At 44.7% G+C, this 15294-nt stretch carries 17 protein-coding genes; 8 read left to right on the top strand and 9 right to left on the bottom strand.

From position 1 onward, the window contains the following. The first annotated feature begins 56 nt into the window (after positions 1–56). Positions 57–371, top strand: coding sequence for a zinc ribbon domain-containing protein (locus RIG66_RS21110; RefSeq protein ID WP_446380699.1), 315 nt, complete (start codon positions 57–59; stop codon positions 369–371). Positions 372–541: 170 nt separating this feature from the next. On the opposite strand, the gene RIG66_RS21105 is transcribed toward RIG66_RS21110, so the two are convergent. The 3 genes from RIG66_RS21105 to RIG66_RS21095 all read right to left on the bottom strand — a co-directional run bounded on the left by RIG66_RS21105 (position 542) and on the right by RIG66_RS21095 (position 3383). Beyond that, positions 542–1708, bottom strand: coding sequence for a sugar phosphate nucleotidyltransferase (locus RIG66_RS21105; protein WP_006101514.1), 1167 nt, complete (start codon positions 1706–1708; stop codon positions 542–544). Positions 1709–2091: 383 nt separating this feature from the next. Beyond that, positions 2092–2892, bottom strand: a complete 801-nt coding sequence (locus RIG66_RS21100) for a segregation/condensation protein A (RefSeq protein ID WP_446380698.1) — start codon at positions 2890–2892, stop codon at positions 2092–2094. Positions 2893–3014: 122 nt separating this feature from the next. Beyond that, positions 3015–3383, bottom strand: a complete 369-nt coding sequence (locus RIG66_RS21095; protein WP_446380697.1) for a lipopolysaccharide assembly protein LapA domain-containing protein — start codon at positions 3381–3383, stop codon at positions 3015–3017. A 303-nt stretch (positions 3384–3686) separates the two neighbouring features. Here RIG66_RS21095 and RIG66_RS21090 point away from each other — a divergent pair, with 303 nt between their 5' ends. From RIG66_RS21090 to RIG66_RS21080, 3 genes are all read left to right on the top strand, one after another. After that, a complete protein-coding gene (locus tag RIG66_RS21090; RefSeq protein WP_446380696.1) occupies positions 3687–4853 on the top strand; it encodes an RRXRR domain-containing protein in 1167 nt (388 codons plus the stop codon). Between the two features lie 55 nt (positions 4854–4908). Beyond that, on the top strand, positions 4909–5553 hold the full coding sequence (pdxH, locus tag RIG66_RS21085) for a pyridoxamine 5'-phosphate oxidase (RefSeq protein ID WP_446380695.1): 645 nt from the start codon (positions 4909–4911) through the stop codon (positions 5551–5553). A gap of 243 nt (positions 5554–5796) precedes the next feature. Next, entirely contained in the window at positions 5797–7077 is a 1281-nt protein-coding gene (locus RIG66_RS21080; protein ID WP_446380694.1) for an ABC transporter substrate-binding protein, read from the top strand. A 19-nt stretch (positions 7078–7096) separates the two neighbouring features. Here RIG66_RS21080 and RIG66_RS21075 read toward each other — a convergent pair whose 3' ends face one another. From RIG66_RS21075 to RIG66_RS21055, 5 genes are all read right to left on the bottom strand, one after another. Then, entirely contained in the window at positions 7097–7741 is a 645-nt protein-coding gene (locus tag RIG66_RS21075; RefSeq protein ID WP_446380693.1) for a Uma2 family endonuclease, read from the bottom strand. A gap of 267 nt (positions 7742–8008) precedes the next feature. After that, positions 8009–8629 (bottom strand): hormogonium polysaccharide biosynthesis acetyltransferase HpsU, encoded by a 621-nt coding sequence (gene hpsU, locus RIG66_RS21070; protein WP_446380692.1) that lies wholly within the window; start codon positions 8627–8629, stop codon positions 8009–8011. Positions 8630–8861: 232 nt separating this feature from the next. Beyond that, entirely contained in the window at positions 8862–9818 is a 957-nt protein-coding gene (locus tag RIG66_RS21065; protein WP_446380691.1) for a glycosyltransferase family 2 protein, read from the bottom strand. 185 nt (positions 9819–10003) lie between these two features. Continuing rightward, positions 10004–10186 (bottom strand): hypothetical protein, encoded by a 183-nt coding sequence (locus RIG66_RS21060; RefSeq protein ID WP_446380690.1) that lies wholly within the window; start codon positions 10184–10186, stop codon positions 10004–10006. 26 nt (positions 10187–10212) lie between these two features. After that, positions 10213–10932: a hypothetical protein gene (locus tag RIG66_RS21055; protein WP_446380689.1), complete on the bottom strand. Its 720-nt coding sequence runs from the start codon at positions 10930–10932 to the stop codon at positions 10213–10215. Positions 10933–11072: 140 nt separating this feature from the next. Between RIG66_RS21055 and cobU the strand changes: the two genes are divergently transcribed. After that, complete coding sequence (gene cobU / locus RIG66_RS21050; protein WP_446380688.1) at positions 11073–11657, top strand: bifunctional adenosylcobinamide kinase/adenosylcobinamide-phosphate guanylyltransferase; 585 nt, start codon at positions 11073–11075, stop codon at positions 11655–11657. A gap of 54 nt (positions 11658–11711) precedes the next feature. Beyond that, positions 11712–12323 (top strand): hypothetical protein, encoded by a 612-nt coding sequence (locus tag RIG66_RS21045; RefSeq protein ID WP_446380687.1) that lies wholly within the window; start codon positions 11712–11714, stop codon positions 12321–12323. A gap of 186 nt (positions 12324–12509) precedes the next feature. Here the strand turns inward: RIG66_RS21045 and RIG66_RS21040 are convergent, their stop codons facing one another. Then, the gene (locus tag RIG66_RS21040; protein WP_446380686.1) at positions 12510–12770 is read right to left on the bottom strand and encodes a hypothetical protein; all 261 of its coding nucleotides are present in this window, start codon (positions 12768–12770) and stop codon (positions 12510–12512) included. A gap of 104 nt (positions 12771–12874) precedes the next feature. On the opposite strand from RIG66_RS21040, the gene RIG66_RS21035 reads away from it, so the two are divergent. Further along, on the top strand, positions 12875–14749 hold the full coding sequence (locus RIG66_RS21035) for an adenylate/guanylate cyclase domain-containing protein (protein ID WP_446380685.1): 1875 nt from the start codon (positions 12875–12877) through the stop codon (positions 14747–14749). A 272-nt stretch (positions 14750–15021) separates the two neighbouring features. Then, positions 15022–15204 carry a hypothetical protein gene (locus RIG66_RS21030; protein ID WP_052307484.1) on the top strand — a complete coding sequence of 61 codons (183 nt, stop codon included), beginning with the start codon at positions 15022–15024 and terminating at the stop codon, positions 15202–15204. Positions 15205–15294: the final 90 nt, after the last annotated feature.

Here is a 15294-nt window from a genome sequence, read left to right as displayed (position 1 = left end):
TCTCACAGATTTTTCCCCAAGAGTATTAAGAAAATCTTAAATATACATGGGTACGAATTGAGAAGAATAATTGGCTCAAACGCTTACATAGTCACGGTTTAGGCTTCTATCCTCAATCGGGATGGGGGGAACTTCAGTTTAAACCCCATGATACGAGCCAGATATGCTCTTGCTGTAATCGCTTTGATGAAAAGGATTTATCTGTCCGAATACACGAGTGTTTGTGTGGGTTAATTTTGGATAGAGATTGGAACGCAGCGATTAATGTCAAGAGAGTGGGGCTGGGCATGTTCCCCACTATAAAACGCCGGAAGCGTAGTCGTAAGACTACGACAAAGGAAGCCTACACTGTACCCGTAAGGTCAGTGTAGGAGGATGTCACCGAGAAGTTGCCCCCAGCTTCCCCTGCTTCCCCAGCTTCCCCTGCTTCCCCTGCTCCCTAACCCCACCACAATACTTATTCAGCCGACCCTAAATACGGTGGAATTGCCCACCCAACCAGCAACAGGGATGGTTGGGTGAGCAACTCAGAGGTTATGGACTAACCATTTTGACCCAGAAGAATTTCATCAATCGCTTGCTTTTCTTCAGGATCTTGGGATGGAGGTGTCTGGCGGGTATCCGTAATCAGCCAATCGAGGGCAGCCGCTTGCACGTCAATTGTTGCACCCGTCTTATCAACGCAGTAACGTCCAAAGACCAGCTTATCGACTAAGCGAACGCCTGCACCCAAGCGGGAATATTCAAAAATAACGCTGTTATCAACCGTTGCGCCTTTACAGATCCAGCAATTCGGACCAATCATCGATGGACCAATAATTTTCGCTCCATCTTCAATATGGGTCATGCCGCCAATGTAAACCGGTCCTTTGACATCCACTTTATCCCAATTGACCGCCACATTTAATCCGGTGTAAACCCCGGGAGCAACTTGTTTACCGGGAATCGAGACATTTTTGATGTCTCCCGTCAAAACACCCCGAACCGCATGCCAATAGTCGGGAACTTTGCCAATGTCCACCCACTGGAAATCCATTGATACGGCATAAAAGGGCGCATCCATTTCCACTAATTTAGGAAATAAATCGCCACCGATGTCATATTCCTGACCAGATGGAATATAATCTAAGACTTCGGGTTCAAAAATATAAATGCCCGTATTGATATTGGTGCTGAGAGCTTCTTCTACCGAGGGTTTTTCCTGGAAAGTTTTAATCCGACCGCTTTCGTCAGTCACCACCACACCATAGCTAGAGACTCGCTCTCGCGGCACGGGTTTGGTCACAATCGTAGCCACAGAACCTTTTTCTTTATGCCACTTGACAGCAGCAGACAGATCGAGATCAATCAGAGCATCCCCGCAAAGGACAACAAAGGTGTCGTCAAAAAAGGGATAAAAGTCTTGGATCTTACGCATGCCACCGGCAGAACCCAAGGCTTCTCCCACCAGTTGACCATCGATAATTCGACCTTCAAATGAATAGGTAATTTCGACACCAAATCGTTGACCGTCCCGGAAGTAGCCTTCAATTTCATGAGCTAAGTGAGAGACGTTAACCACAACTTGCTCAAAACCATGCTGCCTTAGAAGTTCTAATAAAAACTCCATCACAGGTTTTTGCAGGATGGGAATCAATGGTTTGGGAATGGTGTAGGTAATGGGGCGAACCCGAGTCCCCTTACCGGCTGCCAGAATCATGGCTTTCATAAAATTATCTTCCTCAAGCTATGCCACAAATGTTCAAGTTGGTCAATAGAGTCTGATGCTCAGTGGTTGCCCTTAAGGACGTTGAACCGTTGTCAAGACTCATCCTATATACCGGGAAAAATGACAGAGATCAGGTGACAAAGGGGTAGGTTCACAAAAGTTTGAGTGACTACCGATACCTAATCAATCACTATGCACCACTGACCTGGGTAAGTATGTAGGAGGCTACATACCCTATACATAAGTATCTGAATGCTCTTGCCTGAAGCCAAGAGGCAAAACGGCAAGATGCGGTTCGTTCGACTTGTATTGGTGCATTCTGTCAAGTGTTGAACAGCCGATTAAGCTGCCAATCGGAATCCCAGATAACACCCCTGATTGATTTACCCCAGCGTCCGGATTTTTAAGTCTTGGTAGAATTCCTCTTGGGATAATTCCACCTTAGACTGAGCCGATAACAGGAGCAGCGCCCAAAACACACCGACTCGATCGCTGACTAGGGGTTTAGTGGTATCAACAGCCCTTGGGCGATTGTCATTCGTCGATACTGTTGGTGATACCGTCCACCACTCTAGCAATTGCTCTAGATTCAGCCAATCTTTTCCTGCTGCTATTTCATGCCAATGACTGGAAATAAACTGTTCTAGGCGTTTAGCAATGTCGGTTAGATTTTCATCGTGAGCTAGCTGGGTGATAGCTTGTGCTGCTTGTCCTCGTGATAGAGATTGTCGGCGGGTTGAGCGGATGGGTGTGGGGGTGGCTTCGAGTTGATCTCCCATTTGCTGTAATTGCTCGATCAACTCGTTTAGGGTGACGGGGCGTTTTTTGGGCGGGGGTGCAGCCGTGCGACGACGGATATGGCGTTCCAAATATAAGGGTAAGCGCGGTTCACTCGTGGGTTCGATTTCCGCTTCGGTATCGCTGAATTCCGCTTCTTCGGGTTCCTCTAAACGTTGTAGCGTGTCGGCTTTGAGTAAGACAAGCATTGACGCCCATAAAAAAGCTTGTCCGGATTGGGACAAATCGGTGTCATGGGGATTGAGTTGAGCATCGTTCCCCCAGGGGAGACTACTGAGATAGCGATCAATCACTTCAATCACCTGAACATCCCAGGGATCGATTTCTCCGCGTTGGGCTAGGTCAATTAATAGCGCGATCGCTTCGGTAGCAGGTGTTTGTCTCATCAGCAATCTTCAGATAGACACAAGGAAGATGGGAAAGATAGGGAAGATGAGGAAGATAGGGGAGATGAGGGAGTTAACTCACCACTCAAAACTCAACACTCTCACATTGCCCCAAAATCTATTCACCCTTGCTCAACGATGGTACCCTCTGTTACCGTTTCAGATGCCGATAGTGCAGGTAATTGGTGTTCTTCGACTTCTGCCTTATACCGTTCCATGTCTTGCTCTAATTCTTCAATACGTTCCTCTTTCGCTCGGATCTGACGAGCGGCTTTCCAGGACTCTAGCTGTCGCTGTAGCTGCGCCCAAACACTAAAAAGCCATGCTAATACAGAACCTAGTCCCATGGCGATAATTAGCTCTAGCGCTAGAGGGGCTTCAACCTCAACCCCTTCAATGATTTGAATCGACGCGGGTTGAGTGTTTTGCAAGCTAAATAGAACTAACGCTAAACATACAGCAAAGATGAGCAGAAAATTGAGTTGTCGCATTCGGCTAGCCTTTAATTGTACAGTGTCTTGATAATTTTAGCAAGAGATGCTAATACCTTTTGTCTGGAGCAAAAATTGAGAAATTCAACAACCCTAACCTAGCTATCGCTCCTCTGTTAGGGATTGCCGGACAAACGGCAATTAAACGTTGAATACCGCATAGAGTCTCGGTTTGGTACAGACCTCTGGATGTTTCCCTAGTCCAGACACCTCTAAAACCCTTTGTCGGGTTGTTGTTAAGTCAAGACATCTTAACCGAGATAGCGGGAAGGGACTAAATACTTTACTCGGAGGCTTATCGCTATGTTACGAGTACCAGTTTTATCGAAGTCAGGCAAACCTTTAATGCCAACCCAACCTAGCCGCGCTAGACGTTGGCTCAAAGAAGGTAAAGCCAAAATTGTACACAACGACTTAGAATGCTTTGCCATCCAGTTGACCTTTGAAACAGGAGAGAATACTCAACCCATAGCTTTGGGTATAGACCCCGGCAAATGTTATTCGGGGATTGGGGTTCAATCGAGCCTTGCTACCCTCTGGTGGACCCATTTAGTTCTACCGTTTAAGACAGTTAAGGAACGGATGAAATTACGGCGGGTCATGCGTCGAGCAAGGAGAGGTAGACGAATTAACCGGAAGTTACCCTACTCGGAAAGATGCCACCGTCAAGCCAGATTTGAAAACCGAAGACAGGGTAAATTGCCGCCTTCGATTCGAGCTAATAAGCAGCTAGAGTTACGGGTAGTCAAAGAGTTGTTTAAACTGTTTCCGGTTAGTGCCATTCACTACGAGTTAGTCATGGCTGACGTTGACAGAACCAGTGGGCGTAAGTCGGCAAAGTCTGGGGTTGGGTTCTCTCCGGTCATGGTGGGTCAGCGACAAATGCTGACTTGGTTGTCTGAACTAGCCCCTGTTACAATTCACAAGGGATGGCAGAGGGACGGTAACGGAACTAGCCAGCTCAGAAAATGGTTAGAACTGCCCAAGGACAAAAAAGACAAAGCCAATCAGACACCAGGCACACACGCTGTTGACGGTGTAACCTTGGCGGCGTTTGAGTTCACCCAATGGCGAGAATGGCACTCTAATCAGGCTAAATATGGCAACTGGTATGGTGATGTTCAGATTACACCTGCACCCTTTGCAATAGTCCGTAGACCACCAATTAGCCGTAGACAATTACATCTGTGTGTCCCATCTAAAGGTGATGTACGACGCAAATATGGTGGTACAGTTACCCGCCATGGCTTCAGAAAGGGAGACAAGGTTGTAGCCCAAAAAGCAGGAAAGGTTTACATAGGCTGGTGTTCTGGAGACACAGAGAAACAAGTTTCTGTTTCCGATAAAAACTGGAAGCGACTAGGGCAGTTTAGCGCCAAAAAAGTCCAGTTGTTGCAGCGAAGCACGGGGTTAATTGTCGTGCCTTCAACTGGATTGTCAAATCTTGCTACTCGATGTGGCAAGATTTGACCTCTATCCCTCTCCGGCTTGCTTCGCTCTTAGCCGGAGTCTCACGAGGTATACGATGAGTAAAAGCATCGCCGATTTGCGCCGAGAGTATAGCCTACAGCAGTTAAATAAAAAAGATGCTCATCCCAATCCATTCGAGCAATTTACCGTATGGTTTGACCAAGCGGTAGCCGCGAAGTTGCCAGAACCCAATGCGATGACTCTGGCGACGGCAACACCCGATGGGAAACCGTCGGCGCGAATGGTACTGCTTAAAGGATACGATGAGCGGGGGTTTGTCTTCTATACCAACTACAAAAGTCACAAGGGACAGCAGTTATTGGCAAATCCTTGGGGCGCGATCGCGTTTTGGTGGACTCAGCTAGAACGACAAGTGCGGATTGAGGGACAGATTGAACAGGTGTCGGCTGAGGAGTCAGATGCTTATTTTCATAGCCGTCCCCAGGAGTCTCAACTGGGGGCTTGGGCATCTGAGCAAAGTCAGGTGATTGACAGCCGAGAGGTACTGGAGCAACGATTACAACAGCTTAAAAAAGAGTATGAGCATAAAACCATACCACGTCCACCTCACTGGGGAGGATTCCGATTAATTCCTGTCGCCATTGAGTTTTGGCAGGGGCGTCCAAGTCGGTTACATGATCGGCTGCTCTATCAACGTACAGCAGAGGGTAGCTGGATGATACAACGTTTATCTCCGTAGCAGGGAACAGAGAACAGAGAACAGAGAACAGAGAATAGAGAATAGGAAATTCATAATTCATTATTTAAAATTTATAAGTCATCAGCTATTGCCGATCGCCAAAATCAAGGTTATCTTGGAAAAGCTATGACACCAGAACTTGATGTTGATTTTTTCAGCATCAATACGAATACTAATTGTTAAAAGTAAACCAGTGGGGTGCATCATTAGATTAACTTTATTCCCCTTTGGTAGAAAATAGAAATGTTGAGAGCAAAAGTTGGTCAAACACTGACTTTACTATTGAGCTTACCAATACTTTTAGCCGCTTGTAGTCCGGCTCAAAATCAGTCTGCTCAAAGCAATACTGTGACCATTATGGGAGTCGTTACAGGCAAGGGTGAGGAGGAACTTAAAAAAGCCCTAGCACCATTTATTGAAGAAACAGGAATTAAGGTAGTTTACGAAGGCACGAGTGAGTTCGCCACTCTATTACCCGTGCGGGTTGATTCAGGTAATGCGCCGGATATTGCCATGTTTCCCCAACCGGGTTTGATGGCTGACTTTGCCCGCGAAGGAAAGCTGGTGGCGATTGATTCCTTTATGGATATGACGCAGCTATCTGATGCTTATGCTCAGGATTGGTTGAATCTAGCTAGCGTTGATGACCAAATCTATGGTATCTGGTATCGGGCATTTGTCAAAAGCTTAGTTTGGTATAACCCAACCGCCTTTAAAGCCAAGGGCTATGAAGTTCCGACAACATGGGATGAAATGATCACATTGTCAGACAAAATTGTAGCGGATGGCGGTGTTCCTTGGTGTATCGGTATGGAAAATGGTAGTGCTACAGGTTGGGTGGGGACAGACTGGGTAGAAGATATCATGTTGCATCAGGCTGGGGCAGAGGTTTATGATCAGTGGATTACTCATGAAATCCCCTTCAATCATCCTACTGTTGAGGCAGCTTTTGAAAAATTTGGCACAATTGCCCTTAACCCTAAATATGTCCTTGGGGGTACAACGGGTGTACTAAGTACCCCATTTGGAGACTCACCGAAGGGTCTTTTTGAACAATCACCCAGTTGCTATATGCATCATCAGGGGAGCTTTATTACATCGTTTTTCCCCGATGATGTGGTGATGGGTAAAGATGTTGATGTTTTTCCATTCCCTACGATTAATCAAGACATTGATACTCCTGTATTGGTCTCAGGAGAAATCGTTGCCATGTTTAATGATACTCCAGAAGCGCGAAAGTTGATGGAGTATTTAGCCACATCAAAGCCTCATGAAATCTTGGCAGGTATTGGCGGTTATCTCTCTCCGCATCAACAGGTGAGTTTAGAGGCGTATCCGGATGAGGTAACGAAACGACAAGTTGAAATTTTATCTAATGCAAAATTGGTGCGCTTTGATGGTTCAGATATGATGCCAGGAGCCGTGGGAACAGGTACGTTTTGGACAGGTATTGTAGATTATGTGGGTGGAGAAGATGTGGATAGTGTTTTGAATAGGATTGAGGAGAGTTGGTCTGATAGATAATCTAATTTTTCTGTTTAATTTAGTTTTCTTTTCGCTGTCTCACCCAAGCCCGAAAAAGTTTCATCGTTTGATTTCGCCCCTCAATTTTACTCCGTTCTAAATAGTCAGGGAGTGCTTCACCCAAAGCAAATCCGGGAAAATGAGGACTTTCGCTCACCTGGATGTATTCACCGTCTTGCAGCACGTTGATTTCTAATTTCGTGCCGTTAAACCGCCACAGTTCCCCTACTCCTAATGCTTCGTAGTTATTCAAGCGAGTGCGGGAGGTCAGATCAATTTCCAGGGCTAAATCGGGCGGCGGATCTATGCTTAAATCGATGCGTTTTTTCCCACGAACGGCTGCTTCGTTTTCAATATAGAAGCAATCATCCGCTTCTATCCCTTGTTGCATGGTTTCACTTTTAAAGGTTGTTGAACCCAAACTTCTAAATTCTATATCGAGTTCTTCTAGGAGTACCTTTACAAAGTCGGCAATCATTACTTTATCATCTTCATGTTCGGGTAAAGGTACCATGATTTCTAAGAGTCCTTGACTGTAGTTAATCCGCGAACCCCGTTTTTCACCGAACTCCTTTAACAGTTGTTCATACATTTGCCAACTGACATCGTTCATCAGCAGTTGTTGACCGGGGGGAAGAATTATTTGCCTGAGTTGGACTTGCATGGTTTCCTCCAATAATTAGGGGCTGCTGAATAAATCTTGTGGTGGGGAGAGGGAATGGGAAATAGGCTTTCTTGCAATGGTTCCGCCAAGCTATACCATTAACTTTTGTTGTGCCTAAGTAGTCGGACAAAAGAAAACGGTACTGTATTAAGTTTTGTGAATCTCCCTCAAACTCTTACTGTTCCCTGTTCCCTGTTCCCTGTTCCCTGTTCCCTGTTCCCTGTTCCCTAATCTCCACCGTTAACTTTAATTGTGTCCACCCACTTATCAATTTAATTCCCGAATTTGCCGTAGATAATGGGGGCGAGCGGGTGTTCCCCAACACACCTGTTGAGCGGGAATATTACTAAAAACACTACTGCGGGTGCCAATAACAGCATTCGCTCCAATTTGTACACCGGGAGCAATAAAGCAATCGGTAGCAATCCAAACTCCGTTCCCAACGCTAATTTCTGCCGTTTTCAGGCTAAAAGCCGCATCTTGGATATCATGACTTCCGGTGCAAAGATAGCTTTTTTGAGAAATCACACAATGGCATCCGATGTGAATCTGCTCTAAGCTGTACAAAACCACATCATCCCCAATCCAGCTATAGTCGCCAATTTCTACCTTCCAAGGATAGGTAAAGCGAGCGGTTGGGCGGATGAGTACGCCTCGACCAATTTTGGCACCAAATAGCCGCAGGATAAAGCGGCGAAAGCCATTAAAATTATGTGGACTTATTGGAAAAGCAATAGCTTGCACTAACCACCAGAGTAAAATGAACCAGCTTGGACGCCCTCGGTCAAAATTGGACTGGTCATAATTTCGCAAATCAACTAATGGGGTGTCATCTAAAACAGGAGGTTCGGTGAAATCTGGAACGTTGGTGTTTAAGTCTCGGCTCATAGATAAGCTTTTCGGCATTTAAACCTTAATATCAATAATGGTGAAATCATTTTATAGCAGGCAGGCTCACCAACCGGGCAGAAGGCATAGGATTGCTATATATACCATTCTGTTTTTTTAGCGCCTTGGCTAATCAATTATTATTTTTTTCATTGCCAAATCAATGAAATTTCCTTTTTCCTCTTTCCTTTAACCAAATATTAATCAGTAATTTGAACAATGTAACAGCCGACTAGGAATTGGGAGAAACCACAGAAGTAGCCGGAGATTTCGCAGATGATACGGTTGATGTTTCTACCTCTGGATTGAGATGACCGCCAAATTTACGTAATTCGTAGAGTTTGACACCAATTTGATATTCGTATTGACTCAACAAGCGTCCGTAAGTATATCCTGCTTTACCATCCAGAAAACCGAATTGAATAAAGTAAAAGATAATGAACCGCAAGGTGGGTTTAAATGGCATCCACACCCAAATTTTTCTCAAAAAACGCTTACGCTGTACCGCATCTCCAAATAAATTAGCACCAATCGTACCTGATTCATCATGACCCGTGAGCATATTAAGGTAGACCCGGGCTTCCCAGTTAGAATAGCGATTGTGTCGTTCCAGCCAATGGTAGATATCTCGGAAGTCGATATGATCCATATCTGCTTTGAGATAACCGACTAAACCTTGCAGGATAACGTGTTCGTGAACTTCATTATCTCCTGTATTGGGGATTCCTTCAGTTCCCAGATTTTCATAGCGACCTTTTTGATGTTTAAATAAGCGCAGATTCCAGTCTGGATATTTTCCCCCGTGGCGAATCCACTTGCCTAAGAAATAAACGCGGCGATTGATATAGTAACCTTCATAGTTGGGATTTTTAATCGCCGTAGCAATTTCATCCCAAAGCGCTGGGGGAATGCGTTCATCGCAATCCACAATCAGCACCCATTCATTACGAAAGGGCAGATTTTCCAAACTCCAGTTTTTCTTTTTGGGCCAATGCCCATTGAAATAAAATTGCACGACTTCCGCACCCGTTTTTTCGGCAATTTCGATAGAGCGATCGCTACTTTGGGAATCCACTACAAATACTTCATCGGCTCTAGCCACACTAGCCAGACAAGCCGGAAGATTAGCTTCTTCGTTTTTTGCCGGAATCAGAACCGAAACGGGAACTTTAGAATCAAGACTAGTCATACTTTAAAAAGATTTAATCGGTGAAAACGGGAACGGTTTACTTGTAGTTTGAACGCTGATAATGAATACGATTCAAAACGGATTCGAGTTGGGGCAGGCGGAACTGTGATAAATAGCGCAAATCGTAGCATTCCCTCGATTCCTGGAGAGGATTATGAAATTTTGTCACTTTGACCATACCATCTCTACTGGTTCAACAAACGTTTGGCTAGATGTTCAGATTCATAGTTTAGCGTTTTGAGCATCTTTATTCTGGTGGAATAGGCTACAGTGTCATTCTCAATTAAAGACTTTGAACGGGATAAGAGATAGGAAACAGCGACAGAAGTGCCATTACGTTCCACCAATGTTATAACTTCCTGACTCACTAACCTGCCAACTTTTAGCTGAAGGTTCAGTCATTACCCAGATGAGCGTGCAATACCGCTAGGGTTTCTGCAAGCTGGCTGAGGCGCGTTTCCAGATCATCTTTGCGACTCAGTAGTTGTCGTAGCTTCTGATACCGTGCGATCGCTAAACTGACACTAGGCACTTGATCCGCTGGACAGGTACGCACCCAAAACTGACCATCTGCATCTAATCCACAAAGGCGATACCCTGCACGGGGGGATTCGCAGGTAACATTCTCATCGCCCTGGGATTGATGCCACGGTTGGGTTACATAGTCCATGAGTCGATCCACCTCAGCACGACGTACTCCTGAGTGATCCGCTTCCGGTTGACGGGCATGAGATTCTAACCACCCCTCAACGATTGGTCCATCCATATAAATATCTTGAATTTGGCGGACTATGGTATGCAGTTGCTTCTGCCAACCAGAGACAATCTCTTCAATTTCTTTGAGCAGGTTCATTGCCAAGGCGGGATTGGCACTATGGCGATGTTCACTGAAGCTAGCCGATTTAAGTTTCGGCAGTGTTGGGGTTTTATCTTGCTGCTTTTGAGCCGGGAATGGCGTCACACTAATCGAGAATGAAGGTTCTTTCCCTTTGGCGGAGTCGCTAGACTGATCCCCAGTTGAGTCCACTGGGGACGCCACAGCCGTGGATGGGGTTGAGTCATCCTCGGCTAATTGAGATAGAGTGCTTTCGATCCGTTGCAGTTCTGGTTTCATGTTTCTGATGCCACTGGGCAAAAATCACGCTGATTACAGCAGATGCAGTCCACCTACCTATTCAATTTTTACCCAATCTGGGAAGAGATTCGGCAAATCGCTAATTTTTGATCATTGTCGATTAAACTTGATCACGGCAGATGAAAGCGATCGCAAGAACCATACTATCCATGGGTCAGCTTATCCTGGTCACGGGTCCAGCCCGTTCTGGAAAAAGTGAATGGGCAGAACAATTAGCCGATAAGACAGATAAGCAGGTTGTTTATGTGGCAACGGCACAGGTTGATCCCAACGATTTGGAGTGGGTTGCCCGGATTGAGAAGCACCAACAGAGACGCCCCGCCGACTGGACTTTGGTGTGGACGCCGATAGATTTAGTCGAGACGATTCTGGAGTGGGATCAACCGGATTACTGTCTGTTAATTGACTCCTTGGGAACCTGGGTAGCGAATTGCCTGGATCAAGAGGATGGGATTTGGCAGGATACCACAGACACCCTCTTGCAGACTGTCAACCAAAGCTCAGCCACCATCATTCTGGTTGCTGAAGAAACGGGTTGGGGTGTAGTTCCGGCTTATCCCCTAGGCAGAACTTTTCGCGATCGCCTCGGTCAAGTCGTGCGTCAGTTCGGTATGATCGCCAACCTCGTGTATTTAGTTACGGGTGGTCATGTGCTTAATCTCAGCACCCTGGGATCACCGCTATCGCGGGAATCGCTACCATAGAAATACAGACGGTAACAATAAAGCAGCTTTTGCTGCTGAGGTCTTATATATTCTATGGCATCTGAACAACAAGTCAAACGCTACCTAGCCTATTGGTTTCAGGTTGGCAAAACAATTGTCGTCCGTAATGGTGAAAAGGTGCTGCAACCACAGCGAATCATTGCAGGCGATCGCTATAGTCAGGAGTTTGAGGAACTCTGGAAATATCTGCTTTCCCCCGAAAGCGGGGATTGTTATCTCACAGGAACCAGCCAGACGATTTCTGAGTTGTTGACATCAAAGTGGGACGTGGAATCCTGTTCCCGCTGCGATATGCCTGTTCCTATGTTCAACGTGGGATTACCGCCAGAGTCTTGCGCCTGTAGCGATTTATCCAATTGGCCCAATACGGATTTACCCAAACCGCGAGAACCGATCAATAATCAGAATCGCTTGAGGACGATTCACCAACGTCTTCGTCATGGGGAAAATCGAGATGGTGGTGATCGAGATGCTGCTCCCGATCCCCAAAATCAGACCAGAGAATCTCCTCACCCCCCAGAATCGTTAAATCAGAAAGAGTATCTGAGGTTGGTGCGCGATCGCACCTCTTGTCTCAGGAAACCTTGGTCAGCATCACCTGAGAATTCCTTGGCATCTGGTAACCAGAAATCCGCGACCGATTAATAATTTCTCAATAAAACTTAACGCTGTTGTATGGGGTAACTCTTCCGGACTGGATTGGAACCGGAAGTTATTTTAAGTAGAACTTACACCCCAGTGCAGCGTGTTTCTATATTATCTGGCTGAGAGTAAAACGTCTTCACCCAAAGGTGACGGAGAAGTCCATTCTGGTCTGACATGTTTTTTTGGCTACTCCGTCGCTGTCAGTATAGACGTGCGATCGGCTTTGAGCAGAATCAGGCAGACGCTTGTATGTCCCACCTGGAGAGCAGAGCGAGACATCCACCCAGGTGGGGTGATGAATTTAAACTGTTTTGCCGACTCTAGGTTGAAGGTATCCAACAAGACATAACCTAAACCGAGCCAACATCCTAGCTGGAGCAGTTTTCCGGCTGATGGATCATCATGTTCGCAAAGTTTTGCAAACGATGTCTTTGTTAGCCCTTTCACGCCCTGAAAAGAGTGGATAGGATATCTATCCCGATCGAGTCGCCTGTTTGGGTGTAAGGTCTGTTAAATCGATTGAACCTGAGCTGATTATGAAGTTCTCCGCTATGCGAAATATAGGAATTGCTGCAGGCGGAACTTTTTTATGGGTTATATTATTCATTAAAGCTCAGACTATCAATTTTAGTCAACACCATCAGTATCTGTCAAACTTACACCAACTCCAGGAAACTGACGCAACTTTAAATACAGATATATTGCAGGCTCAACAGGATTCGTTTAATGATCCTGAAACTATTCTTAATGATTTAAGCCAGATTGACAACTTACACCATAACTTAGAAGATATACCTGATTTTGTTAATAGAGAGTATTATCCCGAAATTAAGTCAGCCTTACAACAGAATCGCTCACTCTTTCAAGACAAGCAGGTTTTAATCGAAGAAGTAATTAAACAAGAAACTATTCTCAATCAATCTTTAAAATCCCTGCCTAATACGATTCAAGGATTATCGAGTCAAGTCGCAACGGAACCAGGCGCTGATGCGTTAATCAATCAATTGAATACTCTGTTGAACGATGTTTTAATTTATACCCTATCTCCCAGTGATGAATTAATTCTCAAAATCCAGAGACAAATGGCAGCAATTCGGCAACGTGCCGATGTATTGACAGCATCCTCTGCCCTGAGTATTTCGGAACTCGATGCCGCCCTAATCTATGCCGAAATTATTGTGACCCATGAATCTCAGGTGGATAGTCTGGTGATGCAAATTCTGGAATTGCCCACGGAGCAACAAAGTGAACAGATCCTGGACATTTATCAGCAGTCTTATCAAGTATTTCTCAGGAAAACTAAAATTTATCGAATTTTATTTTATGTCGTTTCTGGTTTGATAGCGGCAACCTTATTCATTGTGCTTATTCTAAAAACCAAACAGTTAACCCAAAATCTGCAAAAATGCGAGGAAAAATATCGGAGTAGTTTTGATAATTCAGTAGAAGGGATTTTTAAAATTACTCCGAGTGGGCGTTTTTTAACGGCAAATACTACATTGGCGACTCTTTATGGTTATGCTTCAGCGGAGGAAGTTTGTGACAACTTAGTTAATCTTAATCGTCAGCTTTATGTTCAGCCAAACCGTCATGATGAATTAGTCCGTATCCTGGAGAAATATGGCTCAGTTTCAGATTTTGAATCGCAAATTTACCGAAAAAATGGCACAAAAATATGGATTGAGGAGAAGGCAAGAGCTGTCCGCGATAACCACGGTAATTTTATTTACTATGAAGGAACAGTAGAAGATATTACGGTACGTAAAGCATGGCAAGAAGCACTGCACTATGAACAAGAGCAAGCCGAACGGCTACTGCTAAATATTTTACCCAAAGTAATTGCTCAACGGTTGAAACAACTCGAAAGTACAATCGCAGATAATTTTGATGAAGTCACAGTTTTGTTTGCCGATATTGTTGGCTTTACCGAATTATCGGCTCGCTTCCCTCCTGCCCAAGTTGTTGAATTACTTAACCGAATTTTTTCGGCGTTTGATGAATTGAGTGATTATTATGGATTAGAGAAAATTAAAACAATTGGGGATGCCTATATGGTGGTAGGGGGACTCCCCACTCCTCGCCCCGATCATGCTGAAGCTACGGCGAATATGGCGCTCGATATGCAACAGGTAATTACCAAATTTAATAACCAGAATAATCAAACCTTAAGTATTCGGATTGGCATCAACACAGGTCCCGTTGTTGCTGGAGTCATTGGTATTAAAAAGTTTAGTTATGATTTGTGGGGAGATACGGTTAATATTGCCTCACGCATGGAATCCCAAGGGCTTCCTGATAAAATTCAGGTTACTGAGTTTACGTATAAAAAGTTGCAGGATAACTATCTGTTTGAGGAACGAGGCACTATTCAGGTTAAAGGCAAAGGGAAGATGACAACTTATTTTCTTAAGGGGAAGATTAACTAGCCTCAAATCCTTACTGTTCCCCGTTCCCGGTTCACCAACTTTGAGTAGATTTACTTAAGTATATCTACTGGTTTAGCTTAGAGCGGATCAACAATCACTGAGAATCATCATCAGTTGCCGATCAGAGCTAAAGATGGCAATAGGAGTGATAAGCTATCTCTATAGAAAAAATTGCTCATTATTGCTTTTTCTTAATAAACTAAAAAAAGAATATCTAAGTGGATTGAGATTATAGGGGAAGAACGATGCCAAGAAATCGGGGAAATTCAAAAATGCCATTAAATCACAAAGACACAGCGGCGTTAGATAAAATCTTTTCAGGATTAGATGGTGAGTTCGTTAATCAAATAGAAACGATTAGTTCTTACTATGCTGTAGCCCCCTTAGATCGTTGGGAAGAGAAAGGATGGGTGCGCGGTGGCTGCTTATCGGGTTGTCACAACTCTAAAGTTTGAAGTCCTTTGAAGGTAGAATGTAGTGTTAAAGACATAAACTCAGTAACAGCACGCCTGCTAACTTAAAGTTCCTAAGATAAAATTTGGGAA

It is taken from the genome of Coleofasciculus sp. E2-BRE-01 (genome assembly GCF_040221695.1).
Lineage (GTDB): Bacteria > Cyanobacteriota > Cyanobacteriia > Cyanobacteriales > Coleofasciculaceae > Coleofasciculus.
Note: the sequence above shows the minus strand (reverse complement) of the source record. Positions and strands in the feature narration are given on the sequence as shown.

What these genes read in the sequence shown, in the direction of transcription:
- RIG66_RS21105 (WP_006101514.1), bottom strand. Translation starts at nt 1,708, where the DNA reads ATGAAAGCCATGATTCTGGCAGCCGGTAAGGGGACTCGGGTTCGCCCC.
- RIG66_RS21100 (WP_446380698.1), bottom strand. Translation starts at nt 2,892, where the DNA reads ATGAGACAAACACCTGCTACCGAAGCGATCGCGCTATTAATTGACCTA.
- RIG66_RS21095 (WP_446380697.1), bottom strand. Translation starts at nt 3,383, where the DNA reads ATGCGACAACTCAATTTTCTGCTCATCTTTGCTGTATGTTTAGCGTTA.
- RIG66_RS21090 (WP_446380696.1), top strand. Translation starts at nt 3,687, where the DNA reads ATGTTACGAGTACCAGTTTTATCGAAGTCAGGCAAACCTTTAATGCCA.
- pdxH (WP_446380695.1), top strand. Translation starts at nt 4,909, where the DNA reads ATGAGTAAAAGCATCGCCGATTTGCGCCGAGAGTATAGCCTACAGCAG.
- RIG66_RS21080 (WP_446380694.1), top strand. Translation starts at nt 5,797, where the DNA reads ATGTTGAGAGCAAAAGTTGGTCAAACACTGACTTTACTATTGAGCTTA.
- RIG66_RS21075 (WP_446380693.1), bottom strand. Translation starts at nt 7,741, where the DNA reads ATGCAAGTCCAACTCAGGCAAATAATTCTTCCCCCCGGTCAACAACTG.
- hpsU (WP_446380692.1), bottom strand. Translation starts at nt 8,629, where the DNA reads ATGAGCCGAGACTTAAACACCAACGTTCCAGATTTCACCGAACCTCCT.
- RIG66_RS21065 (WP_446380691.1), bottom strand. Translation starts at nt 9,818, where the DNA reads ATGACTAGTCTTGATTCTAAAGTTCCCGTTTCGGTTCTGATTCCGGCA.
- RIG66_RS21055 (WP_446380689.1), bottom strand. Translation starts at nt 10,932, where the DNA reads ATGAAACCAGAACTGCAACGGATCGAAAGCACTCTATCTCAATTAGCC.
- cobU (WP_446380688.1), top strand. Translation starts at nt 11,073, where the DNA reads ATGAAAGCGATCGCAAGAACCATACTATCCATGGGTCAGCTTATCCTG.
- RIG66_RS21045 (WP_446380687.1), top strand. Translation starts at nt 11,712, where the DNA reads ATGGCATCTGAACAACAAGTCAAACGCTACCTAGCCTATTGGTTTCAG.
- RIG66_RS21035 (WP_446380685.1), top strand. Translation starts at nt 12,875, where the DNA reads ATGCGAAATATAGGAATTGCTGCAGGCGGAACTTTTTTATGGGTTATA.
- RIG66_RS21030 (WP_052307484.1), top strand. Translation starts at nt 15,022, where the DNA reads ATGCCATTAAATCACAAAGACACAGCGGCGTTAGATAAAATCTTTTCA.